Origin of the sequence: Kitasatospora sp. NPDC018058, assembly GCF_044327205.1 — a bacterium.
GTDB lineage: Bacteria > Actinomycetota > Actinomycetes > Streptomycetales > Streptomycetaceae > Kitasatospora.
The window spans coordinates 69,482-95,567 of sequence record NZ_JBIRFA010000007.1 but is presented as its reverse complement, the minus strand read 5'-3'; the positions used below and the strand labels follow the sequence as shown (position 1 = coordinate 95,567).

Annotated in this window: 30 protein-coding genes; 15 read left to right on the top strand and 15 right to left on the bottom strand. The window is 73.7% G+C overall.

Annotated elements, in window-relative coordinates:
• Window positions 1-5 precede the first annotated feature (5 nt).
• Window positions 6-1,007, bottom strand: a complete 1,002-nt coding sequence (locus tag ACH4E7_RS12015; protein ID WP_396248916.1) for a polysaccharide deacetylase family protein — start codon at window positions 1,005-1,007, stop codon at window positions 6-8.
• A 158-nt stretch (window positions 1,008-1,165) separates the two neighbouring features.
• Between ACH4E7_RS12015 and ACH4E7_RS12010 the strand changes: the two genes are divergently transcribed.
• On the top strand, window positions 1,166-1,696 hold the full coding sequence (locus ACH4E7_RS12010; protein WP_396248915.1) for a GNAT family N-acetyltransferase: 531 nt from the start codon (window positions 1,166-1,168) through the stop codon (window positions 1,694-1,696).
• A gap of 29 nt (window positions 1,697-1,725) precedes the next feature.
• Here ACH4E7_RS12010 and ACH4E7_RS12005 read toward each other — a convergent pair whose 3' ends face one another.
• Window positions 1,726-2,631, bottom strand: a complete 906-nt coding sequence (locus ACH4E7_RS12005; RefSeq protein ID WP_396248914.1) for a carbohydrate kinase — start codon at window positions 2,629-2,631, stop codon at window positions 1,726-1,728.
• A 328-nt stretch (window positions 2,632-2,959) separates the two neighbouring features.
• Between ACH4E7_RS12005 and ACH4E7_RS12000 the strand changes: the two genes are divergently transcribed.
• The 5 genes from ACH4E7_RS12000 (at window position 2,960) to ACH4E7_RS11980 (ending at window position 7,271) form a co-directional block, all read left to right on the top strand.
• Window positions 2,960-4,480: a M1 family metallopeptidase gene (locus ACH4E7_RS12000; protein WP_396248913.1), complete on the top strand. Its 1,521-nt coding sequence runs from the start codon at window positions 2,960-2,962 to the stop codon at window positions 4,478-4,480.
• A 368-nt stretch (window positions 4,481-4,848) separates the two neighbouring features.
• Window positions 4,849-5,373, top strand: coding sequence for a SigE family RNA polymerase sigma factor (locus ACH4E7_RS11995; RefSeq protein ID WP_396248912.1), 525 nt, complete (start codon window positions 4,849-4,851; stop codon window positions 5,371-5,373).
• The gene (locus tag ACH4E7_RS11990; protein ID WP_396248911.1) at window positions 5,360-6,139 is read left to right on the top strand and encodes a hypothetical protein; all 780 of its coding nucleotides are present in this window, start codon (window positions 5,360-5,362) and stop codon (window positions 6,137-6,139) included. Before ACH4E7_RS11995 ends, ACH4E7_RS11990 begins: the two co-directional genes overlap by 14 nt.
• Before the next feature lie 47 nt (window positions 6,140-6,186).
• On the top strand, window positions 6,187-6,951 hold the full coding sequence (locus ACH4E7_RS11985; RefSeq protein ID WP_396248910.1) for a L,D-transpeptidase family protein: 765 nt from the start codon (window positions 6,187-6,189) through the stop codon (window positions 6,949-6,951).
• Window positions 6,952-7,034: 83 nt separating this feature from the next.
• On the top strand, window positions 7,035-7,271 hold the full coding sequence (locus ACH4E7_RS11980; protein WP_396248909.1) for a hypothetical protein: 237 nt from the start codon (window positions 7,035-7,037) through the stop codon (window positions 7,269-7,271).
• Between the two features lie 29 nt (window positions 7,272-7,300).
• On the opposite strand, the gene ACH4E7_RS11975 is transcribed toward ACH4E7_RS11980, so the two are convergent.
• From ACH4E7_RS11975 to ACH4E7_RS11965, 3 genes are all read right to left on the bottom strand, one after another.
• Window positions 7,301-8,941: a sigma-70 family RNA polymerase sigma factor gene (locus ACH4E7_RS11975; protein WP_396248908.1), complete on the bottom strand. Its 1,641-nt coding sequence runs from the start codon at window positions 8,939-8,941 to the stop codon at window positions 7,301-7,303.
• Between the two features lie 180 nt (window positions 8,942-9,121).
• Window positions 9,122-10,111, bottom strand: coding sequence for a CAP domain-containing protein (locus tag ACH4E7_RS11970; RefSeq protein WP_396248907.1), 990 nt, complete (start codon window positions 10,109-10,111; stop codon window positions 9,122-9,124).
• A 116-nt stretch (window positions 10,112-10,227) separates the two neighbouring features.
• On the bottom strand, window positions 10,228-10,707 hold the full coding sequence (locus ACH4E7_RS11965; protein ID WP_396248906.1) for a GNAT family N-acetyltransferase: 480 nt from the start codon (window positions 10,705-10,707) through the stop codon (window positions 10,228-10,230).
• Between the two features lie 182 nt (window positions 10,708-10,889).
• On the opposite strand from ACH4E7_RS11965, the gene ACH4E7_RS11960 reads away from it, so the two are divergent.
• The 6 genes from ACH4E7_RS11960 to ACH4E7_RS11935 all read left to right on the top strand — a co-directional run bounded on the left by ACH4E7_RS11960 (window position 10,890) and on the right by ACH4E7_RS11935 (window position 14,696).
• A complete protein-coding gene (locus tag ACH4E7_RS11960) occupies window positions 10,890-11,156 on the top strand; it encodes a hypothetical protein (RefSeq protein WP_396248905.1) in 267 nt (88 codons plus the stop codon).
• A 387-nt stretch (window positions 11,157-11,543) separates the two neighbouring features.
• Window positions 11,544-12,260 (top strand): DJ-1/PfpI family protein, encoded by a 717-nt coding sequence (locus ACH4E7_RS11955; protein ID WP_396248904.1) that lies wholly within the window; start codon window positions 11,544-11,546, stop codon window positions 12,258-12,260.
• Window positions 12,261-12,435: 175 nt separating this feature from the next.
• Window positions 12,436-12,648, top strand: a complete 213-nt coding sequence (locus ACH4E7_RS11950) for a ferredoxin (protein ID WP_396248903.1) — start codon at window positions 12,436-12,438, stop codon at window positions 12,646-12,648.
• 77 nt (window positions 12,649-12,725) lie between these two features.
• Window positions 12,726-13,940 carry a cytochrome P450 gene (locus ACH4E7_RS11945; protein WP_396248902.1) on the top strand — a complete coding sequence of 405 codons (1,215 nt, stop codon included), beginning with the start codon at window positions 12,726-12,728 and terminating at the stop codon, window positions 13,938-13,940.
• 149 nt (window positions 13,941-14,089) lie between these two features.
• Window positions 14,090-14,254 carry a hypothetical protein gene (locus tag ACH4E7_RS11940; protein ID WP_355670843.1) on the top strand — a complete coding sequence of 55 codons (165 nt, stop codon included), beginning with the start codon at window positions 14,090-14,092 and terminating at the stop codon, window positions 14,252-14,254.
• A gap of 103 nt (window positions 14,255-14,357) precedes the next feature.
• Window positions 14,358-14,696, top strand: coding sequence for a hypothetical protein (locus tag ACH4E7_RS11935; protein WP_396248901.1), 339 nt, complete (start codon window positions 14,358-14,360; stop codon window positions 14,694-14,696).
• A 19-nt stretch (window positions 14,697-14,715) separates the two neighbouring features.
• Here the strand turns inward: ACH4E7_RS11935 and ACH4E7_RS11930 are convergent, their stop codons facing one another.
• The 5 genes from ACH4E7_RS11930 to ACH4E7_RS11910 all read right to left on the bottom strand — a co-directional run bounded on the left by ACH4E7_RS11930 (window position 14,716) and on the right by ACH4E7_RS11910 (window position 16,549).
• Window positions 14,716-14,982, bottom strand: a complete 267-nt coding sequence (locus ACH4E7_RS11930; RefSeq protein ID WP_396248900.1) for a hypothetical protein — start codon at window positions 14,980-14,982, stop codon at window positions 14,716-14,718.
• A 43-nt stretch (window positions 14,983-15,025) separates the two neighbouring features.
• Window positions 15,026-15,655, bottom strand: coding sequence for a hypothetical protein (locus tag ACH4E7_RS11925; RefSeq protein ID WP_396248899.1), 630 nt, complete (start codon window positions 15,653-15,655; stop codon window positions 15,026-15,028).
• 36 nt (window positions 15,656-15,691) lie between these two features.
• On the bottom strand, window positions 15,692-15,976 hold the full coding sequence (locus ACH4E7_RS11920; protein WP_396248898.1) for a DUF427 domain-containing protein: 285 nt from the start codon (window positions 15,974-15,976) through the stop codon (window positions 15,692-15,694).
• Window positions 15,977-16,037: 61 nt separating this feature from the next.
• A complete protein-coding gene (locus ACH4E7_RS11915; RefSeq protein ID WP_355670847.1) occupies window positions 16,038-16,274 on the bottom strand; it encodes a DUF6296 family protein in 237 nt (78 codons plus the stop codon).
• A gap of 38 nt (window positions 16,275-16,312) precedes the next feature.
• A complete protein-coding gene (locus tag ACH4E7_RS11910) occupies window positions 16,313-16,549 on the bottom strand; it encodes a DUF2277 domain-containing protein (RefSeq protein ID WP_396248897.1) in 237 nt (78 codons plus the stop codon).
• Window positions 16,550-16,703: 154 nt separating this feature from the next.
• On the opposite strand from ACH4E7_RS11910, the gene ACH4E7_RS11905 reads away from it, so the two are divergent.
• Window positions 16,704-17,921: an MFS transporter gene (locus ACH4E7_RS11905; protein ID WP_396248896.1), complete on the top strand. Its 1,218-nt coding sequence runs from the start codon at window positions 16,704-16,706 to the stop codon at window positions 17,919-17,921.
• On the opposite strand, the gene ACH4E7_RS11900 is transcribed toward ACH4E7_RS11905, so the two are convergent.
• The 3 genes from ACH4E7_RS11900 to ACH4E7_RS11890 form a co-directional block, all read right to left on the bottom strand.
• Window positions 17,918-18,436 carry a gamma carbonic anhydrase family protein gene (locus ACH4E7_RS11900; protein ID WP_396248895.1) on the bottom strand — a complete coding sequence of 173 codons (519 nt, stop codon included), beginning with the start codon at window positions 18,434-18,436 and terminating at the stop codon, window positions 17,918-17,920. The genes ACH4E7_RS11905 and ACH4E7_RS11900 overlap by 4 nt on opposite strands.
• Window positions 18,437-18,493: 57 nt before the next feature.
• Window positions 18,494-19,792 (bottom strand): serine hydrolase domain-containing protein, encoded by a 1,299-nt coding sequence (locus ACH4E7_RS11895; RefSeq protein ID WP_396248894.1) that lies wholly within the window; start codon window positions 19,790-19,792, stop codon window positions 18,494-18,496.
• Between the two features lie 184 nt (window positions 19,793-19,976).
• Window positions 19,977-20,543, bottom strand: a complete 567-nt coding sequence (locus tag ACH4E7_RS11890) for a DJ-1/PfpI family protein (RefSeq protein ID WP_396248893.1) — start codon at window positions 20,541-20,543, stop codon at window positions 19,977-19,979.
• Window positions 20,544-20,811: 268 nt separating this feature from the next.
• Here ACH4E7_RS11890 and ACH4E7_RS11885 point away from each other — a divergent pair, with 268 nt between their 5' ends.
• Both ACH4E7_RS11885 and ACH4E7_RS11880 read left to right on the top strand, forming a co-directional pair.
• Window positions 20,812-21,360 (top strand): RBBP9/YdeN family alpha/beta hydrolase, encoded by a 549-nt coding sequence (locus ACH4E7_RS11885; protein ID WP_396248892.1) that lies wholly within the window; start codon window positions 20,812-20,814, stop codon window positions 21,358-21,360.
• 4 nt (window positions 21,361-21,364) lie between these two features.
• On the top strand, window positions 21,365-21,988 hold the full coding sequence (locus ACH4E7_RS11880; RefSeq protein WP_396248891.1) for a hypothetical protein: 624 nt from the start codon (window positions 21,365-21,367) through the stop codon (window positions 21,986-21,988).
• Between the two features lie 65 nt (window positions 21,989-22,053).
• On the opposite strand, the gene ACH4E7_RS11875 is transcribed toward ACH4E7_RS11880, so the two are convergent.
• Together ACH4E7_RS11875 and ACH4E7_RS11870 are read right to left on the bottom strand one after the other, a co-directional pair.
• The gene (locus ACH4E7_RS11875) at window positions 22,054-24,396 is read right to left on the bottom strand and encodes a transglycosylase domain-containing protein (RefSeq protein WP_396248890.1); all 2,343 of its coding nucleotides are present in this window, start codon (window positions 24,394-24,396) and stop codon (window positions 22,054-22,056) included.
• Between the two features lie 168 nt (window positions 24,397-24,564).
• Entirely contained in the window at window positions 24,565-26,058 is a 1,494-nt protein-coding gene (locus tag ACH4E7_RS11870) for an alpha/beta hydrolase (RefSeq protein WP_396248889.1), read from the bottom strand.
• Window positions 26,059-26,086: the final 28 nt, after the last annotated feature.

The following is a 26,086-nucleotide window of genomic DNA, read 5'->3' as shown; positions in this document are numbered from 1 at the left end:
GCCGCCTACAGGTAGTCGTCCAGGCGGCCCAGTGAGAAGCCGGCCGCGGTGACGTCGTTGACCACCTTGCGCAGCAGGTCCGGCATGGTGGCCTTCCAGTCGGCGGTGCCCCGGAAGTGGGTGAGGATGATGTCGCCCGGGTGCAGCTTCCGGTCGTCGTAGCGCCACTCCATGTGGTCCGGGAAGGCCTCCTCGTTCCACATCGGCACCGCCTGCACGCCGCAGGACGCGGCCGCGCGCAGGGTGTCGTCGTTGTACTCGCCGTACGGGGGCCGGAAGAGCCGGGGGCGGACGCCGATCTGCCGCTCCAGCTGGTCCTGCTGGTCGCAGATCTCCTGGCGCTGGGTCTCGTAGTCGAGGACCTTGAGGTTGCGGTGGTTGATCGTGTGGTTGTTGATCTCCACGCCCTGCTTGTGCAGGTCCCGGTAGTAGCCGTAGTTGTCGCGGACGAGGTAGTCGGAGAGGAAGGCGCTGAGCGGGATCCCCAGCTCCTCGGCCATCCTGGAGAACGCCGGGTCCTTCTCGAAGCCGTCGTCGACGGTCAGGAAGACCACCTTGTCGTCGGTCGGCACCCGGAACACCACGGGCGGGCGGCCGTCCTTCAGCTTGACGCCCTGCACCGGGGTGAGCGCGGCCCTGGTCGCCGGGCGGGGCGGTGCCTTCAGCGGCGGACGGTCCAGACCCCAGCGCTTTGCGGTCTCCAGAGCGGCGCGGGCGACCGACTCCTGGCGGGCCGCCACCTCGCCGCCGGTCCCCTCCTCCTGGTGGGCCAGCCCCGGCAGCGGGTGCGGCGCGGCGGGCGGGCCGGCCGCCCCCCGGTCCGCTGCGGCGGCCCCGGCCGCGGGTGCCGAGCCCGCCTTCGGCTGGGCGGGGGCGGCGGGCCCGGCGCAGCCGGCGACCACGGCGGAGAGGCAGACGGTGGCCAGCAGGCCGGCCCGTGCGCCGCCCCGCTTCTGCTGACTCCCCCTCAGACCCGCGCTAGTGCGACAAACTGATGGTCCGTTCATAGCTGCAAGTGCTCCCCCGTCGCGCACCACCGCCAATCCCCCCATCACCCGCCCGGGGCAACGGCACGCCGGTCGCCTTGCCGTTCCTTTGCCGAAGCAGCCGGAACCGGGACGAAAACCCTTTGCGGCACCGGCACCCGGGAATGGATCATGCGCGCATGACGAACACCGCGCCCCGCCGCCCCGACCTCTGGGCCGTCACCACGGCCGACGTGACCACACCCGAGGCCCTGGAGCTGCTGCGCGAGTACTACTACGACGTGGCCAACCGCTACTACCTCCTCCACCTCGGCCGGGAGGGCACCCCGGAGGAGCTGGAGACCGGCCTCGCCGACTCCCCCAGCGACGACCTCGCCGCCCCGACCGGCCTCTTCCTGATCGGCCGCTACGACGGCACCACCCACTCCTGCGCCGGCCTGCGCCGCTACGACGCCACCACGGTGGAGCTCACCCGCGTCTTCGTCCGCCCCACCGTCCGCGCCACCGGCGGCGGCGCCCGCCTCCTGGCCGCCGTCGACGAGGCCGCCCGCGCCATGGGCGCCGACCGGATCATCCTCGACACCCGCCTCGACCTGGTCGAAGCCCGCGCGATGTACCTCCGGAACGGCTACCGGGAGATCCCCGCCTACAACAGCGGGCCGTACTCCCAGGTCTGGTACGGCAAGGACCTCACCGTGGCTGCGCCGTAGCCGAGTCGACTCCTCACCGACGGCCGGGCCTACCTCGCGCCCGCCTTTGAGTAGCAGCCCAGGGCCGCCTCCAGTTCGGCGGCCGAGGGCGGGTTGGCGCCGAAACGGGAGACGGTGAGGGCGGCGGCCGTTACGGCCTGGGCGAGGCAGCCGGCCAGGTCGGTGCCGAAGGCGCGGGCGTGCAGGAGGGCGGCCATGAAGGAGTCCCCGGCGCCGACGGTGTCCGCGACCTGGACCGGGACGGCCGGCGCCTGCTCGCGGCCGCCGTCGGAGCTGAGGGCGAAGGCGCCCTCGGCGCCGAGGGTGACGGCGACCAGGGTGGGGCCGAGGGTGAGCCAGCGCTCGGCGGCGGCCTCCGCGGGCTCGCCCGGGTAGAGCCAGGCCAGGTCCTCGTCGCTGGCCTTGACCAGGTCGCTCAGCGCCACGCAGCGCTCGACCCGGCGGACGGCCTCCGCCCGCTCGCCCATCAGCGCGGGGCGCACGTTCGGGTCGTAGCTGACCTGCGCCCGGCTGCGCCACCGTTCCACCAGGGCCAGCACCGAGGCCGCGCCCGGTTCGGTGACCGCGCCGATCGAGCCGAGGTGGATCGCCCCGGGGGCGGTGGCGAGGTCGGTCGGCGGGAGGGTCCAGCCGATGTCGAAGGTGTACTGCGCCCGCCCCTGCCCGTCCAGCCGGACCACCGCCGAGGGCGTCCGCGCCACCTCGGTGGCCCGGACCTCCACCCCGACGGACTCCAGGTGTCCGCGGATCAGCCGCCCGTTGTCGTCCGCCCCCAGTTCGGTGAGCAGCGCGGCGGGTCGGCCGAGCCGGGCCAGGCCGTAGGCGAGGTTCGCGGGGCTTCCGCCGGGGTGCACGACGTCCGGGGCCCCGTCCGTGCGGACGATGTCGGCGACGCACTCGCCGATCACCAGGACGTGTGCATCGGGGCTGGTCACTGCGGCTCCTGGCATCCGGTACGCGGGCGTCGTCACGGCGTCAGCCTACGGGGTGATTCCGGGAGCCGTCCGGGCATGAAGTACGGCCGCCGGACCTGGCCAGGTTCTCCGACGGCCGTGGCCCCGTCCGTCAGGGGGCGGAGCACTTCGAACGCTAGACCCCGTCCGGGCGCCCCGCCATCGCGGTGAGCCGTCCGGGGGATGTCCGGGTGTCGTCACGATCCGGGCCGGTCCCGGCCGCGCGGGCCTGACGGTCCACTAGCATCCGTGCCCGGTGCGTCGAGCACGTACCGCTACACGACCCCGATCGTTCGGCTCCCGAAGTGCGGTGATCACCCTGCTCAGGCCCCGTGCCCGTCTCGCCCTGACGCTCGCGCTCAGCGCGGCGCTGCTGTCCGCCGGTGTCCCGTCGGCCACCGCCGCGGACGGGCTGGGCGATCCGGTCTTCCCCTCGCTCGGCAACACCGGCTACCGGGCGCTCGCGTACGACCTCGCCTTCGAGTACCGGGCCGACACCCGCACGGTGGACGCCACCGCGGTGATCACCGCCCGGACGTCCCGGACGCTCGCCGGCCTGTCGCTGGACGCGCTCGGCCTGAAGGTGCGGGCCGTCCGGGTCGACGGGCGGCCGGCCGCGTTCACGGCCCACGACGAGAAGCTGACCGTCACCCCGGCGAAGCGGCTGCCCCGCGGCGCCACGGTACGGCTGGCCGTCGAGTACACGGCCGACCCGCGCGCCAAGCTGCCGCACACCGGCTGGGTCCCGACCCCGGACGGCTTCGCGGTGGCCGGCCAACCGGACAGCGCCCACACCGTGTTCCCGTGCAACGACCACCCCAGCGACAAGGCCCGCTTCACCATCGCGGTGACCGCGCCGGACAGCCTGCTGGGCGTGGCCAACGGGGAGTTGGCGGATACCGAGCGGCTGGGCGACGGCCGCACCACCCGGCGGTACGTCTCCCGCGAGCCGATGGCCACCGAGCTGGTCCAGGTCTCGGTCGGCGACTACACCGTCCGGGAGCGCACCGGTCCGCACGGGCTGCCGCTGCGCGACGTCGTCCCGACCGCCCGGGCCGCCGGGCTGGAACCGGCCCTGAACCTCACGGCCGACCAACTCAGCTGGGCCGAACAGCACTTGGGACCGTTCCCGTTCGAGTCCTACGGCCTGATGCCCGCCAACACCGACGACCCGGCGGCCTTCGCCTTCACCGGCCTGGAGACCCAGACCCTCACCCTCTACAAGCCGAACTTCCTGCGCCAGAGCGAGTCGGCGATCGGCTCGCACATGATGCACGAGCTGGTGCACTCCTGGTTCGGCGACAGCGTCTCCCCCGCGACCTGGGCCGATCTGTGGCTCAACGAGGGGCACGCCGACTTCTACGGCCTCACCTACCGCTACGAGCGCGGCTGGCCGGACGCCTGGGGCTACACCACCCAGGCGGACCGGATGCGCTACCTGTACGGCCTCGGAGACCAGTGGCGGCACGACGCCGGGGCGGTCGCCTCCCCCACCGCCGGCCACCTCTTCGACGACCAGCGCTACACCGGCGGCGCGCTGGTGCTGTTCGCGCTGCGGGAGAAGGTCGGCGCGGACACCTTCGACCGGATCGAGCGCACCTTCCTGAGCCAGCACCGGTACGCCACCGCGACCACCGAGGACTACGTCCGCACGGCCTCCGCGGTGTCGGGGCAGGACCTCGGCGGGTTCCTCACCGACTGGCTGTACGGGCTGCGTACGCCGCCGATGCCGGGGCACCCGGACTGGACGGTGGGACCGGTGTCCTCGACGCCGCCCGCCGCCGCCCGGCGGCTCGAAACCGAGGCGGTGCAGGGGTCGGGGACGCTCTGATCTCCTTTCGTACGGTCTGATGCCTTTCGCCCGCCCGGTCGCGCGGGGAAGTGCGTCCGGGCGCTCCCCGCGCGCCCCTGGCCGGTCGGGGCCGGTCGGGCCATGGTGGTCCCCACGGCCCGCCCGCCGCCCGGCCGAGTCCCGGCCGGCTCGCGGGCCGTCCAAGGCCTGCGGCCCGCCCGCCCTCGTGCCTGCCCACCAGCCTGCCGGCCTGCCCACCGTGAGAAAATTCCCGCCGTCGGAAGGCAACCCGCACCGCCGCCCACCGCGTTCAGCAGCCGTGAGAACGACACCATCGAGGACGCGGCCCGACCGGCCGCCACGGCTGACAGGAACGGTGCGGGGACCATGGCGGGGACGGCGGCAGGATGAGGGATGCAACACCGGACTTCGCGGAGTTCGTCGCCGCCTGCAGTCCGAAACTGTTGCGCACGGCCTGGCTGCTGACCGGCGACCCGCACCAGGCCGAGGACCTGCTGCAGACCGCGCTGGCCAAGGTCTGGCCCCGCTGGGAGCGGATCGCGCCCGACCGGCCCGAGGCCTATCTGCGGAAGGTGCTGGTCAACTGCCACGTCTCCTGGTGGCGGCGGCGCTGGACCGGGGAACTACCGCACGGCGAACTACCGGAGCCGCCGCCGACGGCCGCCGACCCCTTCGAGGAGGTGGTGCTCGGCCAGGTGGTCGCCGAGGCGGTCCGCGCGCTGCCGCCGCGCCAGCGCGCCGTGGTGGTGCTGCGCTTCTTCGAGGACCTCAGTGTGGAGGAGACCGCCGAGGTGCTGCGCTGCACCACCGGCACGGTGAAGAGCCAGACGCACCGGGCACTGGCCTCCCTGCGCGGACGACTCCCGGCCCGGGAACTGCTGCTGGACGGGGGAAGCCGTGAGCTGGTCTGAGCCGAGGCGCGGCGGCGGGGAGACCGAGGAGGAGGAGCTGCGCGTCCTGCTGCACCGGGCCGTCCCCGCCCTGGCCACGCCGGAGGACCGGATGGAGCGGGTGCTCGCACGCGCCGACCGCAGCAGGCGACGGCGGCGGGCTACCGGGCTCGGACTCGGACTCAGCGGCGGGCTGCTCGCCGCTGTGCTGGCCGCCGCGCCGGCGATCGCCCCGGCGCCGGACCGGGGCGCGGTCGGGCCGACAGCGGAGCGCCCGGCGAGCACCTCTTCGCCCTCGTACGCGCCGACGCCGTCCGTCTCGCCCGCGCCGGCCGGGAACCTCGTGCGCTTCCCGCAGGCCGACGGTCTCACCGCGGCCCTGCCGCCGGGCTGGTACGCACAGGTCTCGGGCGTGGACGACCCGGGCGACCACCTCGGCTACCTGGCCAACCGACAGTTCGACACGAAGGTCCCCTGTCCCCAGACGGCCCTGTTCTGCCCGCCGATCGGAGCGCTGACCTCGGACCGGGCCCTCCTCACCGTGAAGGTGGTCGGGGTTGCGCACTCGGCCGGGACGACCGGCGGGGAGACCGCCGGCTTGGTCGGCATCGCGGTCGACAAGGACTGCGCCGGCCAGAACGGCAACCAGGAGCTCGTCGGGCACCGGAGCGTCCCCCTCAAGGACGCCAGTGTGCGGATCGAGCTGACGGCCTGTGTGCGGGCGCCCTCGGACCGGACGCTGCAGCAGGTGCAGCAGGTGCTCGACTCGCTCCGGGTCACCCGCTGACCTTCCGCTCATCCTCCTGACCACTCGTTCGACGAAACGGATTCGCCATGTCCCTACCCCGTCACGCCCTCGTGGGGTTGACGGCGCTGCTCCTGGCGGGCTGCGCGCCCGCAGGCCCGCCGTCCGGCCCGGTCCTCGATGCGTGGGCCGCGCCCTCCGCCGCCGCGCCGTCGTCCCCCACCCGGCCACCGGTCGCGGCGGCGCGGCCGGCGCCGCCCGAGCTGCCGCGCCGACTCCCGGGTGTCGGGCCGCAGTTGGCTGCCGCCCTGCCGGCCGGGGCGCGGCAGGCGCTGGTGGTCACCGGGGACGGGCCGGACTCCTCCACCGGTCACGCCGTCCTCTACCGCGACGACGGTGACGGCTGGCTCGCCGGGCCCACCTGGCCGACCCGCAACGCTTTGCGCGGCTGGACCACCGACCACCACGTGAACGACCTGCGCAGCCCCGTCGGGGTGTTCACGCTCAGCGACGCGGGCGGCAGCCGGCCGGACCCGGGCAGCCGGCTGCCGTACAACCGCTCCGGCGCCTTCACGATCTCCGGCACCGGGTTCGAGGACGAGCCGCTCGCCGGGTCCTTCGACTACGTCGTCGCCGTCGACTACAACCGCGTCCCCGGTTCCTCCCCGCTCGACCCGCGCCGCCCGCGTGGTGGCGCTCACGGCGGCGGCATCTGGCTGCACGTCGACCACGGCGGGCCGACCCACGGCTGCGTGAGCATGAGCGAGGACCTGATGCGCGAACTGCTGCTGGCGCTGGATCCGGCGCTGCACCCGGTGGTGGTGATGGGGGACGGCGAGGCGCTGGCGCGCTGAGGGGGCTGCGCTGTGCGAGTCGGGTGACCCGGTGGATCCGGAGCCACCCGTAACCCTTGTGGCGCAGTGTCGTTGGACCGGCCATGAAGAAGCGCAGCATGCTCGCCGTCGCCTCGATCGCCGTGGGTGTCGTGGCCTCCCTCACCGCGCCGAGTGCGCACGCCAGTACCATCGGCGGTCAGGAGGGCCTGCCCGGTCCGCTGACCAGCGCGCCGGACGCGCTGCCCGGGCAGGTCGGGGACGCGGGCGGCGTGGTCGGCCACGCCACCGGGTTCGTGACCGGGTCGGCGGACGGGCTCGTCCCGGTCACGCCCGCGTAGTAGTCGGGGCCGGTCAGGCAAGAGGTGGGTCAGGACAGCGGGGCACCGAGGTCCTGGGTCCACAGGGTGCCGGCGGGACTGGTGGCCACGCCGACACCGACGTCCTTGAAGCCGCAGTCGAGCATGTTGGACTGGTGGATGCCGCCGTCCATCCAGCGGGAGAAGACGGTCGCCGGGGCGGTCGGGCCCCGGTCGAGGTTCTCGCCCCACTGGGACCAGCGGTAGCCGGCGGCGGTGATCCGGGCGTCCGCGTGGACACCGTCGGGGTTGACGTGGTCGAAGAAGTTGCGGGCGGCCATGTCGTCGGCGTGCTTCTGGGCCGCGCTGTGCAGCCGGGGATCGATCCGCAGCGGGGCGCAACCCGCCTTGGCGCGTTCGGCGTTGACCAGGTCCACCAGCTGCCGCTCCGGGTTGGGTGACGGTGCGGCGGTGGTCGGCCGGGTCGCGGTCGGCGTAGGCGTGGGCGTGGGTATCTGGGTCTCGGTGGGCGTCGGGGTCTCGGTGGGCGTCGGCGTGGGCGTGGGCGTCGGGGCGACCGTCGGCGTCGCGACCAGGGGAGACAGGGCCTCCAGGGCGGCGGCCGGGGTGCTGGGCTCGGATGCGGCGATGCTCGGCGGCTCGCTGTGGCTCGGCCAGACCAGGGCGAGGGTGGTGACGGCCACCGCAGCGGCCGCGCCGCTCACCAGGACGGCCTTGCGGGCGGCGGTGCCGGCCCAACCGCCGTGCGTGCCGGAGCCGCCGGCCGTACCACCGCCCGCTCCCGCGCCCCCACCGGCTCCCGCACTGCCGCCTCCCGCGCTGCCCGCCCCCGCGCCGCCGCTTCCGGCGGCGGCCGAGTGCGCGGCGGTCGTCGCGACGGTGGCCGCCGTGTGCTGGAAGTGCAGCAGGGCGGGCGAGTCCAGCGGGATCGGGACCAGGATGAGGCCGGCCAGCAGCCCCTCCGCGGGGAAGAGGTCGCGACCGAGGCCGTCACAGGAGGCGCAGCTGCGGACGTGCCGGGCGATGCGCTTGCGCCAGACCGAGTTCGGCGTGCCGTCGAACCCGGTGGTGGTCTCGGCGAGTCCCGGGCAGCGCGGGTAGGCGCTGAGGGCGCGGACCACCATCCGGCCGACTTCGAGCTGCTTCTTCATCCGCTGGACGCGGACGGCGGCGTGCTGTGCGGGCAGGTCGAGGGCTTCGGCGAGCTCGGCACGGGTGAGTTCGCCGCCGGCCTCCAGCCACCACAGGGAGAGCAGCTCGCGGTCGTCCGGGTCCAGCCAGCGGGTGGCCTCGGCCACCTCGCGGCGTTGGCCGGAGAGGCCGAGGCGCAGGATGGTCAGATCGGTGAAGTCGGCCCTGGGGTCCGGGACTTCCCAGGTCTCGTCCAGGCCGCCTACGGTGGGCTGCTGCTGCCCGGCGGCATGGCGGCGGCGCACCTGGTTCATCGTGATCGCGACCAGCCAGGACCGGAAGGACTCCGGTTCGCGGAGCCCGTCCAGACCGTCGAGGGCGCGGATCATCGTCTCCTGGGCGACGTCGTCCACGTCGGCGTGGCCGCCGAGGGCACGACCGGCCACGTTGTAGACGAGCGGCAGCCAGGCTGCGACCAGCGCCTCCTGGGCCTGCCGGTCACCTGCCTGCGCCGCGAGTACCAGGGTCGTCCCGGCCCTGTTCTGCACATCAGCGTTCATGGTCCGCACTCCGTCTTGCCGTGTTTCCGTCCGCCGCTGCCTCCTCGGAGACCCGTGGGGAGTGATCAGATAACAACAATGTGAGCGGAATCGGAAAATCGGCCCGGTCGGGGGGGCGGTACCGGAGCCTCCCCCGCCGGCGGTGCCGGGGCTGTCACGGGGGGCCGTCGCCGGGGACGATCAGGCCGGGGCGGCGAACACCTGGGTCCACCACGGACCGCCGGAACCGGTCCGCACACCCACCCCGAGCTGCTTGAACGCGCAGTTCAGGATGTTGGCGCGGTGGCCGGGGCTGTTCATCCAGGCGTCCATCACGGCCGCCGGGTCCTTCTGGCCGCGGGCTATGTTCTCGCCCCAGGTGCTCCAGCGGTAGCCGGTGGCCTCGATCCGGTGGTCGGCGTGGTAGCCCTCGGGGCTGGCGTGGTCGAAGTAGTTACGGTCGGCCATGTCGTCGCTGTGCGACTGGGCCGCGCTGGCCAGCCGCGGCTCGGCGGTGACCGGGTCGCAGCCGGCCTTGGCCCGCTCGGCGTTGACCAGGTCCACGACCTGCTGGGCGTAGGAGGAGGACGGGCCGCCGCCGACCGGGGTGGGTGCTGAACTGGCGAGGGCCCGCTGGGCGGTGGCCGCGGCGGCCCCGGCGGTGCTCGCGGCGGTGCGGGTGGCGGTCGGGCCGGTCTTGGCGGTGGTGGTGGGCTGGGCGGTCGCGGTCGGCGTCGCGGTGGGCTGGGCGGTCGGGGAGGCCGTGGCGGTGGCCGTCGGGCTGGCCGTCGCGCTCGGGACGGCCGAAGCGTCGGTGGCCGACGGGCTGCCCGGCACACCGCCCCCGGGCACGGGGACCGCGCCCCCGGCGCCCGGCACCTGGATGCCCTCGTGCGTACCGAGTTCGGCCGCGATCAGCGAGTCGGCGGCGGCCGCCTGCCCGGCGAGGTCCCGGTCGCTCTGCTTGCCGCCGTAAGCCGCGTACCCCGCTCCGGCCAGCGCAGCGAGCAACCCCGTCCCGGCCACGGCGGCGACGACCGTGGTGAGCGACCCCAGCCCGCCGCGCCTTCGTGTCCGACGGCCGCGACCATGGTGTCGCCGGGCGGCCCGCCTGGCGGCGGCCCGACCGCTCGGGCGGCCCTCGGCGCCGCCGTTCGCCGGGATGATCGTCGTCCTGTCGTCGCTGTTCACGCGGCCACTGCTTTCTGTCCGGGTCGGCGGGGTCGGGTGCCGACACCTGGGAGACCTCCCGGCGGAGCGCCGATAACAGAAAGTCCGAACGAATGTCCGTCAACCCGGCCGCGACCTCAGCGGGCCGTGGTCTCCGGGGCCATGTCGTAGGTGACGAACATGGTCCGGACGGCGACCTGGTCGTACTTGCCGCGTGCCCGGTGGTTGTCGTCCGCGGTGATCCAGCGCACGGTGTTCCAGCCGCGCTCGGCGGCGATCTCCCGCAGCCGGGCCAGCAGCAGGTCCACCGCACCGCCGCCGCGCACCCCGGGGGCGACGAACAGGTCGTCCAGGAACCCGCCGACCGCGCCGTGCAGCGGCCTGGAGAAGGGCCGGAAGTGCGCGAGCCCGACCGGCGTCCCGTCCGCGTCCCGGACCAGCAGGCCCTCCGACTCGTGCGCCGGGTCGGTCAGCCAGGACCACACCAGCTCGGCCTTCTCCTCCGGCATCGGCACCCGGTAGAACTCGCAGTAGCCACGGAAGAGTTCGCGCCAGGCCGGATAGTCGCCGGCCTCCGGCTCGCCGACGGTCCAACGGTGCACGGCGGTGGTGCTCAACTCGGTCTCCCTCGATCGGGTGGGCGAAGGAGCCCCAGCATGACGCCCCGTCGACCCGGCGCCGATCACCACCGCGGCCAACGCCGGGGGGCCCGTACGCCACTGCGGCGGCTTCCCCACAGCCGGACCGGGCTGCCACGGACGAGTGACGCGCCTTCCCCGGTCCGTGCCCATCGCCTACGGTGGGTCACCCCGAGGGCGACGACCGGAGGTTCACCGTGGCGGACGAGCCGACGACGCAGTACCGCAGCTACGCATGGGAGGACGGGGAGGGCGGCCGCTACGTGGTGCTCTACCCGGGCATCGAGGAAGCCGGCGAGGAGCGCAAGGCCCGGTTCCGCGCGATGGGCGCCCGGGAGGCGGAGCTCCTCCGGGCCGAGGAGGAGGCGCAAGCGGAGCGGGGGATCGGGAGGCCCGCCCTGCGTCTGGTGCGCGACGAGGACTCCTGACGGGGAACCGCTCGAAGGGCATGCCGTCGGCGGCGGCCGAGTGAGGGCGGGAATCGTCGGGTCCCTGTCCTTGCCGCCATCGGCGGGGCGGCCACGCTGGACGGGTGACCAGCCGACGCCGCGACGGCCGGCTGTGGACCTCGGCCGACATCACCGCGGGCATGGACCCCGCGCTCGCCGTGACCGAAGCCGACCACGGCCCGGAGACCGCCCGCGCCATCGCCCGCCAGCCGGTGATGTTCGTCCAACACCCCGGAGGACAGGCCCGGTTCCCTGCGGGCTCGGGACCGTCGAGACCTGCACCGCGGCTTCCAGCGGACCCTCCGGATCACCCCCCGGCGAGTATCGTCGGCACTTCTCCGCGCACACCCCCTGAAAGGCACGCCCGTGCGTATCGTCATCCCGCTCTTCGACGGGTTCACCGCACTCGACGTCGTCGGGCCCTACGAGGTCCTCCGGATGCTGCCCCACGCTGACGTCGTCTTCGCCGCCGCTGCTCCGGGCGCACGTGCCGATGGCGAGGGGCAGCTCCGCCTCCTCGCGACGGCTCCCTTCCAGGACGTCGGGGCGGCCGACATCCTGGTGGTGCCGGGCGGTCCGGGAACCCGTCACCTCCTCGCCGACGAGTCGCTGCTCGACTGGATCCGTCGCATCCACGCCACCACGCGGTGGACCACATCGGTCTGCACCGGCTCGCTGCTGCTGGCCGCGGCCGGCCTCCTCGACGGCCTGGACGCCACCACCCACTGGGGAGCCGTCGACCTCCTGGAGTCGTTCGGCGCGAGGTACACGGCGCACCGCGTCGTGGAGCAGCCCGGCGGCATCATCACCGCCGCCGGCGTGTCGTCGGGCATCGACATGGCCCTGCGCCTGGCCGAACTCGTCGAGGGAAGGGTCGCCGCCGAGGCCTTCCAGCTCGCCATCGAGTACGACCCCCAGCCGCCCTTCGACTCCGGCTCGTACGGGAAGGCGCCCCAGGAGGCGAAGGACTACCTGGCGGCCCGACGGGACGCCTCAGCGGCGGATCCGGGGCCGACACCGCGGCCGCCGTCCGAGGACTCGCCGCCACCGAGGGGCTGTGACGAACGCCGTTTGGCGGAGTAACGTCAATTTCAAACCTGCCGCGCGGCAAGGAAGCCGGGACGGAGGACGAATCGGCCATTCTCGGCGATCCGGCCACCGCACCCTCCGTGGACGGAGTAGCGGCGGTTAGGTTGGCAATGACAACGAGAGGCGGCCGCCGGGTAGCCGGCGGCGCACTGGCGAGAGGTGCCCGACCATGCAGGTGAGCGTCGACCGGGACCGCTGCTGCAGCTCCGGAATGTGTGTCATGAACGTCCCCGAGGTCTTCGACCAGGACGACCGGGACAGTCTGGTGAGACTGCGCCAGACCGACATCCGGCCCGACCAGGTCGCCGACGTCAGACTGGCCGCCGAGCTCTGTCCGGGCGGTGCGATCACCGTCACCGAGGACGAGCCCGCCGACGGCTGACGATTCCCTTACCACTACATCGACGTGACGACACGTCACCCCCACCCGAGGACACCGCGACGCAAGGAGACCCCGCCTTGACCAGCACGCCCACCACCCGGGCCGTCCCCATCCCGGCCCCGCACTCCAGCGGCTGCCCGTTCAGCCCGCCGCCCGCGTACACCGACGCCGCCGCCACCGCCCCGCTCACCCGCGCCGACCTGCCCGGCGGCGAGTCCTGCTGGCTGGCCACCGGCTACGCCGAGGTCCGCACCATCCTGTCCGACCGCCGGTTCAGCTCGGACGTGCGCCACCCGGCCTTCCCGCTGCTGGTCCCCGGCCGCCGGGAGCTGATCGCCGCCAACCCGAGTTTCCTGCGGCTCGACGACCCGGAACACGCCCGGCTGCGCCGAATGGTCACCGGGGACTTCCTGGTCAAACGGGTGGCGGCGCTGCGCCCGGGCATCCAGCGGATCGTGGACGAGGCGCTGGACGCGATGACCGCGGACCGGACCGAGGCCGACCTGGTCGCCGAGTTCGCGTTGCCGGTGCCCTCGCTGGTGATCTGCCTGCTGCTCGGCGTGCCGTACGACGACCGCGACCGCTTCCAGAGGCTGAGCCGGACACTGCTGAACAACAAGAGCACCCTGGAGCAGCTCACCGCGGCCCAGGACGAGATCCTGGACTACCTGCGCGATCTGGCGGCCCGCAAACGGGCGCGGCCGGAGGACGACATCCTCAGCCGGCTCGTCGTCCGGGACGACCTCATCCTGGACGACGTCGCCAGCACCGGGGTCCTGCTGCTGGTGGCCGGGCACGAGACGACCGCGAACATGATCTCGCTCTCCACCGCCCTGCTGCTGGAGCAGCCCGAGCAGATCGCCAGGCTGGCCGACCCGGCCGCGCTGCCCGGCGCGGTGGAGGAGCTGCTGCGCCTGCTGACCATCGTGCACACCGGGCTCCCCCGGGTGGCGCTGGAGGACGTGGAGCTGGGCGGCGAGACGATCAGGGCCGGAGAGGGCGTGATCGCGATGCTCTCCACCGCCAACCGGGACGAGGAGGTGTTCGGCGGCGCCGACCGGCGGCCGACGGACGAACTGGACCTGGATCGGGACGCCCGGCGGCATATGGCCTTCGGCTTCGGCGTGCACCAGTGCCTGGGCCAGCCACTGGCCCGCGCCGAGCTCCAGATCGCCCTGGAGAGCCTGTTCCGCCGACTGCCCGGGCTGCGACTGGCGGTCACCGAGGGCGAACGGGAGTTTCGCACCGACTCGTTCATCTACGGGATGCGGTCACTGCCCGTGACCTGGTGAGCCCGTGCCGTTGAGGTCGGGGCGACCCGGCAGGTCACCCGGCTGGCCCCAGCGCCCGGGCGGGGGCAGGCTGGAAGGGCGAGGACAGACCCGGCCCTGCCGCGCCTCGGGTTTGGCGCGCCGGGCCGGCTGAGGAGACGGAGCCCGCGATGACCGACATGAGCGAACGCTCCGAAGTGAGCAGCGACCGCGAGGAGGACGTCCGCGCCGCCGACCCCGAGGAGGGCATCACCTCGATGCAGAACCTGCACGCGCAGGACACCTCCCAGGCGGAGGGCGACCCCATGCTGGACGAACCCGGCTCCACCGGCTGACCGTCCGCCACACCGAATCGACCGCCCGGCGGAACCGGGCGGTCTCTGCGACCGCAGGTGTCGCTGCCCGGGCGGCGGTTCACCGGCGGGGGAGGATAAGCGCATGACCGAATACGATCAAACCGGTCGACAGGCCCAGCCTGGCTTGGATCCGCGCACCTCATGGGCGACCTGGACCACCCAGTCGATCATCAGCGGCCCCGGCGGGGTCTCCACCGCCGAGGTCGGCCCGATCTCCGGCGACCTCACCGTGCACACCACGTGGGTGGACGGCGAGGCGCGGCTGACCGTCCAGTACACCGGCGCGCTGGACTGGTACACGGTCTCCGGCAGCCCGGTGCCCGCGGCGGACGAGACCACCGCGCGGGCGATCCACCAGGCGATGGTGAACGGCGTCAAGGCGGGGCGCGGAGCGATGGCCCCGCCGTCACCCACCGGCTAGCACGTCCGCCAGGGGCCCGCTAGCGGATGACCTCGCCCTCGACCGCCGGCCCGGCCGCGGCCCAGTAGCCGCGGTCGGCCGGCGGACGCGTGCGCAGGTCCGCGCGGACCTGCATGGCCAGCCGCCCGGTGTCGCGCCGGTTGACGGTCGCGCCGATGCCCGCGCCGAACAGCAGCGGGACCACCGACGGCAGTCGGCGCAGCCAACTGCGGGTGAGCCGGCGCCGCACCCGCTGGCGCACCTCGGCGCCGAGCGCGAGCGCAGCGAAGCCGGCGGGCCGGACCAACAGCGTCGCGTCGATCCCCCGGCGGTTGGCCCAGGCGCCCAGATTAGGCCCCGGCCCGCTGGGCGGTGCCGCCCGGCGCCGGGACGCCGTAGACCTCGTGCAGCTCGGCGATCAGTTTGACCTCCACGGCCGCCACCGCCAACGTCTCGGCCGCGATCTCCACCGGCAGCGCGGGCGGCACCGGCAGCATCGCCGCCGCGCCGACGCCCGCGCCGAGCGCGCCCGAAGCGCGGGTGGCGCCGACGACCAGCAGGTCGGCCAGTTGCTCCGGGCCGGCCGCGCCCGGGTGCTGGGCGCGCAGAGCGGCGAGGTCACGGACCGGGATCCTGGGCGCGATCCGCACCAGCTGCTCGGTGAGGGCCTTGCCGCCGAGCACCGCTCCCCTGGCGGCGACCAGGCCGCCCTTGGCGAGCCGCCGCGCCACCTTCGCCACCAGCGCCCGGCCCCGGCCGCGCTCAGCGCGGTACCCGGCGACCTGCCGGGCCCCGACGGGCCGCTCGGCCTGCTCGACCAGCTCGGCGAGCTCCTCGGCCAGGCCGGCTCCGGGGGCCGCCGGGCCGGCGGCGGCAGCGGTGTCGGCGGCGGCAGCGGTGTCGGCGGCGGGGACGGTCTCCGCGGCGGGCTTCGCACGGCCCGGCCACTTCGAACGGCCCGGCTTACGGAAGACTGCCATGCAGTTCCGGTACCCCCTCCGCCCAGCCGGTACGCGCTACTCGGTGATCTCCACCCCGCGCCAGAACGCCACCCGGCCGCGCACGTGCTCGGCCTCGGGCTTCGGGTCGGCGTAGAACCAGGCGGCGTCGGGGTTGGTCCGCCCGGCCACCTCCAGGGTGTGGTAACCGGCGGTGCCCTTCCACCCGCACACCGTGGTGGTCCCGGAGGGCCGGAGGAACTCGGCCCGGACCGACTCGGCCGGAAAGTAGTGGTTACCCTCGACGACGATGGTGTCGTCGCTCTCGGCGACGACGACTCCCTGCCAACTCGCTGTGGTCATAGCGCGATTGTGCCCCATGGCCGATCACGCTCCGGGCGGTTCGGGGAAACCCGGACACGCCCTACGGCAACGGCTCGGCGTGGACCGGCTGGTGATGGCTCTGGTGGCCGCCGCTGGCGAGCATCCGGACCTCGCTCGCGTCGCTGATCTCGGCCCGGATGATCCCGCTGGCGTCCTCGTACACGGGATGGCCGCCCGGGCCCCTCGCGTCGGTGCGGGTGACCTCGACCACGTCCTGCGGGGCGTGGGTGCCCGGGGTACCGGGGAAGGTGAGGGCGTAACGGTCGACGGGCTTCATCACCGGCTCCTGCTCCCTGTCGGCCCCCCCGTGCGCTGCTAGGCGGTGGCCTCGACGGCCCGGGCGTGCGAGCCGCGGACCTCCAACTCGGCGAGCAGCCGGGCGGTGGCCTCGGCCACCGCGTCGACGGCCCGGTCGAAGGCCTCGCGGTTGTGCGCCGCCGGGGCGCGGAACCCGGACACCTTGCGGACGTACTGCAGCGCGGCGGCGCGGAAGTCGTCCTCGTCGGCGTCGGGCGTCACGGGCGGTCGCAGTGTCCTGATGTTGCGGCACATGCCCCCAGTCTCGCGCGCGGGCGCCGCGTCGGCGACCCCCTTTCGTCATATCCGCCTCACAGCGGCGTCATCCGACCGGATTAGGATGCCGGACGAACGAATCACCCCGCCGCGCGCCCGTACCCGGCGCGGGCATCACCCCGGAGTCACCCCCTTGCCTCTCGCGCTGTTCGCGCTGGCCGTCACCGCGTTCGCCATCGGCACCACCGAATTCGCCGCCATGGGGCTGCTCCCCCAGGTCGCCGACAGCCTCCACGTCTCCATCCCGCAGGCCGGCTGGCTGATCTCGGCCTACGCGCTGGGGGTGGTGGTCGGCGCGCCGCTGCTCACCGCGCTGGCCGCCGGAAAACCGCGCAGGGCGGTACTGGTGGCGCTGGCCGCGCTGTTCGCGACCGGCAACCTGCTGTGCGCGGTGGCGCCGGACTTCTGGACGCTGGCCGCCGCCCGGCTGATCACCGGGCTGCCGCACGGCGCTTTCTTCGGTGCCGGGGCGGTGGCCGCCGCCGAGCTGGTGGCGCCGGACCGGCGGGCCCGGGCGGTGGCGGTGATGTTCTCCGGGCTGACCGTCGCCAACATCGTCGGCGTCCCGGCCGCCACCCTGCTCGGCCAGCACCTGGGCTGGCGGGCGACCATGCTGGTGGTGGTGCTGATCGCCGCCGCCGGGACGCTCGCCATCGCCCGGCTGGTGCCGGCCCTTCCCTCCCCCGACCAGGCCGGGCTCCGGCACGAGCTGCGGGCCTTCCGCAGCGGGCAGCTCTGGCTGGCGCTGGCCACCGTGGTCTTCGGCTGCGGCGGCATGTTCGCCTGCTACAGCTACATCGCGCCGCTGCTCACCGAGGTCTCCGGGTACGCGACCGGCTCGGTGACCCTGGTGCTGGCGCTGTTCGGGGCGGGCATGACGATCGGCAACGTGCTCGGCGGGTTCGCCGCCGACCGGGCGCTGCGCCCGACCGTCTGCGCGGCCTTCGCGCTGCTCTCGGCGACGCTCGCGCTGTTCGCGGTGACCGCGCACGCCCGCTGGTCGGCGGCGGTCACCGTGGTGCTGATCGGGCTGTTCGGCTTCGCGATCGTCCCGGCGGTGCAGACCCTGGTGCTGCAGAAGGCGCGCAGCGCCCCCACGCTGGCCTCGGCGACGGTGCAGGGCGCCTTCAACCTGGCCAACGCCCAGGGTGCCTACTTCGGCGGGCTGGCGCTGGACGCCGGGTTCGGCTGGACCTCGCCGACCCTGGTGGGCGCGGGCCTGGCCGCCTCCGGCGCGGTGATCGCGGTCCTCGCCTGGGCGGCCGACCGGCGCCGGCCGGTGCCCTCGGTTCCCGAGCCGGCCGCCGCCGTGATGACGACCGCCTGGGCCTGTCCGGCGGACAGGCCCTAGATCTCCCGGTGGGCGTCGGCCAGCAACAGGTAGCCCTCGCCGTTGAGTTTGATGCCCGCCCGCTCCTCCTCGGTCAGCTCCCGCCGCACCTTGGCCGGGACGCCCGCGACCAGCGAGCCGGGCGGGACGGTCATGCCCTGCGGCACCACCGCGCCCGCGGCGACCAGCGAACCGGCGCCGATCCGGGCACCGTTGAGCACCGTGGCGTTCATCCCGACCAGGGACTCGTCCTCGACCGTGCAGCCGTGCAGTACCGCGTTGTGGCCGACCGAGATCCGCTCGCCGACCGCCAGCGGGAAGCCGGGGTCGGCGTGCAGGGTGCAGTTGTCCTGGATGTTGCTGCCCGCGCCGACGGTGATCGACTCGGCGTCGCCGCGCAGCACCGCCCCGTACCAGATGCTCGCGCCGGGGCCCACCGTCACGTCCCCGACCACGACGGCGTTGGGCGCGAGGAAGGCGCTCGGGTCGACGGCGGGCACCTTGCCCCCGACTGCGGCGATCATCGGCTCTGCCATTGTCTCGTCCTCCTGTTGACGGTCGGCCGTGGTGTCGCCGTCAGCGTAGGGGGTCGGTCACGGAGCCGGCCGGGCGAGGTCGGGTACGGCCCCGGGGGCGATCGCCGGAGCCTGGGCGCCGCACAGGGCGGTGACGGTCAGCCGGTTCCAGGCGGCGTTGGCGGCGTTGACGTCCGCGACGTCGTAGACCGTGATGTCGGAGGCGAACTGACGCTTGCCGTCGGCCGAGCCGAGCATCAGGGTGTTGTAGCCGGGGATGCCGCCCGCGTGGCCCCAGAAGGTGCCGCACGGGGTGTCCAGGCGCTGGAGGCCGAGACCGTAGGACCGTCCCGCGCCGAAGCTGCTGGTCTGCTGCATCGCGGCGAGTTCGGTCGGGCGCAGCAGTCGGCCGTCGAGCAGGGCTCCGATGAAGGTGGTCAGGTCGGCGGTGGTGGAGACGGCCCCGCCGGCCGGGCCGGCCATCGAGGGGTTGAGCAGGGTGACGTCCACCGGGCCGGTGTCCGTCTTGAGGTAGCCGTGGGCGTGCGGGCCCGGGATGAAGGGCGAGTTGCCGGGCATCGAGGTGCCGGTGAGGTGGAGCGGGCGAATGATCCGGCGGGTGACCTCCTCCTGCCAGCTGCGGCCGGTGAGCTTCTCGATGATCATCCCGATCAGGACGTAGTTGGTGTTGGAGTAGCGCCAGTCCTGGCCCGGCGGGAAGGCGGGCGGGTACTTGTCGGCGATGTCCACCAGGTCCTGGAGGGAGTACGGCTTGAAGCGGCGGGCGGTCAGCCAGTCCTGCTCGGAGAACTCGAAGGCCGGGTCCTTGGTGTAGTCGGCGACGCCGCTGGTGTGGTTGAGCAGTTGCCGGACGGTGATCCCGGTGCTGTTCGGAACGATGCCGGGCAGCAGGCACTCCAGCCGGTCGTCGAGGTCCAGCCGCCGTTCGCCGACCAGTTGGAGCAGAGTGGTGGCGACGAAGGTCTTGGTGGTGCTGCCGATCCGGAAGCGGCCCTCGGGGTCGGCGGGCAGGGCGGTGGCGAGGTCCGCGACGCCGGTGGCGTTGCGCCAGACCAGCCGGCCGTTCTCGCGGACGGCGGCGAGGGCGGAGGTGCCGTAGCGGGGGCCGGTGAGGCCGGCCAGGGCGGCGTCGGCGGCGGCCCAATCGGCCCGGCCCTCGGCGGAGTTCGGCCGGTCGGTGCGGTCGGCGGGGGTGAGGTGGACGGCGCCGTGGCAGCCGGACGCCAGCGGGCGCCCGGTGGGCTGGGCGACGGCGGCCGGGGCGAGTGCGGCGAGCAGGCCGGCGCCCGCGGCGGTCACGACTGCGGCGCGCAGGACCGGTCTGCGGCGCCGGACGGTGCGGTCGGTGGCGGTCATGCCGTCCTCCCGGGTACGGGCCGACCGGTGGGACGACTCCGGTCGCTGCCAAGGTTTCTGACACCATGACAGGTGGGCGGCGGGCCGTCCTCAGCCTGGCGGAGGACGCGACCCCGACCGGTCCCCGGACAGGCCCTGGGGCCGTACCCCGAGACGTCTCGGGGTACGGCCGGGTCGGCGCAGGTCAGGCGACCGGGGCCTTGTCGCGCAGGATCTCGATGAAGGCCCGCAGCCACGCCGGGTGGTCGGGCCAGGCGCGGGCCGAGACGACCACGCCGTCCACCACGGCCTCGCCGTCGACGAACTCGGCGCCGGCCGCCTTGATGTCGGGGGCCAGCGCCGGGTAGGCGGAGGTGCGGCGACCGTCGAGCACCCCGGCGGCGGCGGTGACCAGCGGGCCGTGGCAGATCTGGGCGACCGGCTTGTCGCCGGCGAAGAAGTGCTGGACGATCCGCTGCAGGTCCGGGTTGTTGCGCAGGTACTCGGGGGCGCGGCCGCCGGGGATGACCAGGGCGACGTAGTCGGCCGGGTCGACGTCGGCGAGGGCGAGGTCGGCGGGCCAGGTGTAGCCGGGCTTCTCGGTGTAGGTGTCGTAGCCCTCGACGAAGTCGTGCACCACGAACTGCAGGCGCTTCTTGGTCGGGGCCGCGATGTCGACCTGGTAGCCCTCCTCGCGCAGCCGCTGGTAGGGGTAGAACACCTCCAGTGACTCGGCGGCGTCCCCGGTGACCAGCAGGATCTTCGATGTCATCGCCGACATCCCTCCACATGATCGAGCGTCAGACCTGGTACGGGCCCGGCGCGGTGGCCGCCGTGCCGGGCCCGGTCCAACCTCCCGTACCTGCCGTGCCGTTGGCAACAGGGCACAACGGGCGCAACGCGGCGCACAGGGGGGACCGCGCGCCGGTCGCGAGCCGTGCGCGCCGGGCCCATGAGGGATGCGACGCCCGGCTGCGGCGCCGGGCCGTCCGGGTCCTAGACTCCTGCTGCCCGTTACCGACCGCCTCCCGGAGGAGCCCATGCCGGACCGCACCACCTACCTCGTTCTGCCCGGCTACCAGAACTCGGGTCCCGAGCACTGGCAGACCCGCTGGGAGGCCACCGAACCGGAGGCCTTCCGGCGGGTCGAGCAGGCGGACTGGGACCACCCGGAGCGGACGGACTGGGTGGCCCGGGTGGACGCGGCGGTGGCCGCGGCCGCCGCCGAGGGGCCGGTGGTGCTGGTCGCGCACAGCCTGGGCTGCGTCACGGCGGCCCGCTGGGTGGCCGAGGCCTCCGCCGAGCGGACCGCCGCCGTCCGGGGCGCGCTGCTGGTCGCCCCGGCCGACATCGACACCGCCGACATACCGGAGCTGATCGGCTTCCGCCCGGTGGCGCTGGAGCCGTTCCCGTTCCCGACCGTGGTGGTCTCCTCCACCGACGACCCCTGGGTGAGCCCCGAGCGGGCTCGGGAGTTCGCCCGGGCCTGGGGCGCCCGGTGCGTCGAGTCGGGCGCGCACGGACACCTCAATTCGGACTCCGGGCTGGGCGACTGGCCGGAGGGCCGCAAACTTCTCGCGGAGCTGTGACCACATGACCGGGGGGACGATGAACGAGCGTTGGAACAACCGGACGCCACGGGCCAGGCGCGCCCTGGTCCGGCTGCTGGCGGCCTGCGGGGTGGCGGCCGTCCTGCTGTACACCGAGGGCCAGTGGGAGAGCCGCTCGGGCGGGCGGATGCTGGTCGCCAACCTGCTCAACCAGCCCGAACTGCTGCTCGGCGCGGCGCTTGCCGCACTGATCGCGGCCGCCTGGCTGGGCGACCGCCGCACCGCCGTGCGGACGGCCACCCGGGCGGTCACGGTGACCGCCGGGGTGGTGTTCGTGCTCGGGGTGCTGGCCGCGCACAAGGTGTCGGCGGCCGAGACCCGCAGCCGGGAGGACGCCCCGGCCGGTGCCGAGCGGGCCCTGGTGGTGGTGCACCGCTCGTACGACTCCGGGGAGCAGGCCGGCGACCACTGGCAGGTGCTGGTGGAGAGCGGGGAGGGCTGGTCGGCCCGGCGCTGGCTGCTCGCGGACGTCGGCGGCGGCCCGGACCGAGCCCGGCTGGTGGAGGCGAGCTGGACCGGAGCGGCGCAGGTCACCGTGGTGACCGACTCCTACCGACGGGTGTTCAACCTCGACCAGGACAGCGGCGAGCCGGTCGAGGCGCGCTGACCTCCCAGAACCGCGGCCCCGACTGAGTACGGGTACTCGGGCGGGGCCGTCGGCTCACCGGTGGCTCACTGGTCCTCGGAGTCCGGCGGGGTGGTCGGGGCGGAGCGCCCGGTCGGGCTGCCGCCCGAGGGGTTGTTGCCCGACGGGTTGTTGCCCGACGGGTTGTTGCCGCGCGGCCGGCCGGTCGGCGTGCCGGTGGAGCCCGGGTTGGGGGTGCCGGTGCAGGTGACCGAGCTCGGGGTGCCGCTGGAGGTGCTGCAGCCGGGGTCGCGCTTGATCGGGTCCGGGATGTAGACGGTGGTGAACTCCTGCTCCGGCATGGACCGGACGGCGTCGCTCATGGCCTTCTGCCAGATCGGCCCCGGGCCGGTCGCGCCGAACACCTCCGCCTGGTACTGGCCGCCGATCCGGATGTTGCGCATCGGCACCTTGGTGCCCGGGCTGCCCAGCCAGACCGAGGCGGCCAGGTTGCCGGTGTAGCCGGTGAACCACGCCGACTTCTTCTCGTCGGTGGTGCCGGTCTTGCCCGCGATCTGGCGGTCGTCGTCCAGCCGGAGGTCGCGCGCGGTGCCGCCCTTCTCGGTCACCCCGAGCAGTACGGTGTTGATCACGTCGGCGGTGTCCGGGGACATCACCTGGTCGCAGTGGACCGGGTTCACGGGGACGTCCTTGCCGTCCACCGTGGTGATCCGGTTGATCGCCAGCGGCGCGCAGTAGTTGCCCCGGGCGGCGAAGGTCGCGTACACGTTGGCCATGGTCAGCGGGCTGACCTCCTGGGTGCCGAGGCCCAGGGCCGGCACCTCCTGCAGCGGATCGCCGCTCGCCTTGGCGGTCACGCCCAGCTTGTTGGCCATCTGCTTGACGGCGCAGAGCCCGATCTCCTGCTCCATCTGCACGAAGTAGGTGTTGACCGAGAGGGCCATCGCCTCCTTGAGCTCGTACGGGCCGACCTCGCGCGTGCTCTCGTTGGGGATGGTGCCGTCCTTCTTGCCCTTGCTCAGGTTCTTCCAGGTGCCGTCGCAGGTCTTCATCGTCGGCCAGTCCATCCGGTTCGGCGAGTCGTACCGCTGGGTGGGCGGCAGACCGGCCTCCAGGGCGGCGGCGGCCACGATCGGCTTGAAGTTGGAACCGGGCTGGAAGCCGATGCCGCCGCCCATCGCCGAGTCCACGTTGAGGTTGACGACGGTCTGGTTCTTCTCCTTCTCCAGGCCGTACGGGCGGGTCTGGGCCATCGCCAGGATCTTGCCGGTGCCGGGCTCGACCATGGTCATCGCCGCCGAGACCGGGTCGGTGACGTACACCTTGGTGGAGACGGCGTTCTGCGCGGCGGCCTGCTTGTCCGGGTCCAGGGTGGTGTAGATGTTCAGGCCGCCGGTGTCCCAGAGCTTCTTGCGCTCGGCGGCGCTCTTGCCGAACACCGGGTCCTGCTTGACCACGTGGCGCACGTAGTCGCAGAAGAAGCCCATGCCGGCCTGGGCGGTGATGCAACCGTTCTGCGGGTCCTTGTAGTTGAGGCCGAGCGGCGCCGCCTTGGCCTCCTTCGCCTGGTCGGCGGTGATGTGCTTGTTCTCCACCATCTTGTCGATGACGGTGTCCCGGCGCTTCTGGGCGGCCACCGGGTGCAGCTTGGGGTCGTACAGGGACGGGTTCTGCACCAGCCCGGCGAGCATCGCCGCCTCGGGCAGGGTGAGGTCCTTGGCGGACTTGCTGAAGTAGCGCTGGGCGGCGGCCTCGATGCCGTACGCCTGGTGGCCGTAGAAGGTGATGTTCAGGTAGTTGGTGAGGATCTGCTCCTTGGTGAGGTCCTCCTCCAGCTTGATGGCGTACCGGAGTTCCTGGATCTTGCGGCCGAGGGTCTTGCGCTGGGCCTCGCGCACCGCGACCGGATCGTCCCCGGCCATCTCGACGTTGACGTTCTTCACGTACTGCTGGGTCAGGGTGGAGGCGCCCTGGACGGCGGCGCCGCTCTCGGCGTTCTTGGTGGCCGCCCGCAGGATGCCCTTGAGGTCCACCGCGCCGTGCTCGTAGAAGCGGGCGTCCTCGATGTCCACCTGGGCCCGGCGGATCAGCGGGGACATCTGCTCGGCCGTCAGCACGGTGCGGTCGCGCTCGTAGACCTTGGCGATCAGACCACCCTTGGCGTCGAAGATCTGGGTCGCCTGGGTCAGCGGCGGGGTCTTGAAGTCGTCGGGGATGCTCTCGAAACTCTCGGCGCCGCTCTTCGCGCCCAACCCGACCGCGCCGGCCGCCGGGAGGATCAGGCCCGCCAGCAGCACACCGCCGAGCACGCTGGAACCGAGGAAGGTGGCCGCATGGCGCAGGATTCCGAGCGGGGTCTCACGGCGCCTCGGGCGGGGCACCCAGGTGTCGCCCGGGTCCGGGGCAGGTATGCGGCTCTTCGGTGGCATAGTTCGAACATTAAGGCCGCGAAACCCCCGCGTGGGCAGGGTGTTGGCGAAGTATTGTCACAAAATCGCGACAGCTTCGACTCATTTGCGAGGGTCGTACGGGGGTTCACGCGGGGGCAAGGGCCGTTCGTTCACGGCCGGTCGCCCCCGCGCACGAGGTCGTCGAACTCAGCTCGCCGGGCAGAACACGTCCTCGGCCGGACGACGGCCGGTCACCAGGAAGTCCGTCACCGCCGCGTCGCCGCAGGCGTTTCCGTTGGCCAGGTAGACGTCGTGGCCGCCGGAGTCCACGGTGACCATCCGGGCGCGGTCGCCGAAGGCCGCGCGCAGCTTGAGCGCGCCGCGGTAGGGGGTGGCGGGGTCGCGCAGGTTCTGGGCCAGCAGGACGTTCGCCGGGCCGCGGCCGGTCACCCGGACCGGCGGCTCGGCCGGGGCGAACGGCCAGAACGCGCAGGGCATCACGTTCACCGGCATGCCCGCGGTGAGCGGACGGGCGGCGCGGTCGGCGGCGACGTCCTTGGCGTAGGCGGCCGGATCGGTGGGCCAGTTGACGTCGTTGCACAGGGTGCCGGCCGAGGCCGCGATGTGGTTCTGCAGCACCTCGTCGGGCGCCGTCACCGGGGCGGGCAGCGGGCGGCGGCCCTGGGCGGCCAGCATCAGCCGGGCGAGGTCGGGGAACTTGGCGTCCGCGTACAGGCTCTCCAGCATGGTCTCGCGCAGCCCGTTGCCGTCCAGCTCGGCCGGGTTCGCGCCGGGCCAGGGCAGCGGCTCGCGGTCCAGGCGGGCGGCGAGGTCCAGGAAGAGCGGGCGGACCTGCTCGGGGGTGTCGGCGACCCGGTCCGGATTGCCGGGCGCCGAGGCCCACTCGGCGAAGTCGGGGAAGCGGTCCTCAGCGCCCTGGCCGAAGGCGGCGAGCCAGCCCCGGCCGACCCGCGACGGGTCCGGGTCGTCGTTGCTGTCCAGCACGATCCGGTCGGTGTGTTGGGCGAACACGGTGGCGTAGACGGCGCCCGCGTAGGTGCCGTACGAGGTGCCCCAGGCGGAGAGCCGGCGCTCCCCCAGGGCGCGCCGGATGCTGTCGATGTCGCGGGCCTCGTTGGCGGTGGAGATGCTGCGCAGCACCGGGCCGCCGTTGCGGGCGCAGGCCTCGGCGAAGCGGCGGCCGGTGGCGAGGTTCCCGTCGATCGAGCCGTCGGCGGCGGGCCAGGGCCGGAGTTTGACCATCGCCAGGTCGGAGTGGTCCAGGCCGCAGTTGACCGGGGTGGAGCGGCCGACGCCGCGCGGGTCGAAGCCGACCAGGTCGAAGCGGTCCAGCACGGACTGCGGCAGCCGTTTGACCACGCTGCTCGGACGGTCCAGGCCGTTGTCGCCGGGGCCGCCGGGGATGATCAGCAGCACGCCGTGGCGCATGCCGGGCTTGGCGGTGGCGATCCGGGAGACGGCGACCGTGATCTGTTGGCCGTCCGGGTCGTTGTAGTCCAGGGGGACGGCGAGGTCGGCGCACTCCTGGCGGGAGTCGCTCTGGCCCCGGCAGGCGGACCAGTCGAGCCGGTCGCGGCCGGCGTGCTCCGGGTCGGCGGCGGCGGGAAGTGCGGTGAGCGCGGTGACGGCGATGGCGGCGGCAGCGACGGTGGCGGCGGTGCGTCGGATGGGGTTCGTCATGGCCAAGAGTCTGCTGGGGCAGGGGACT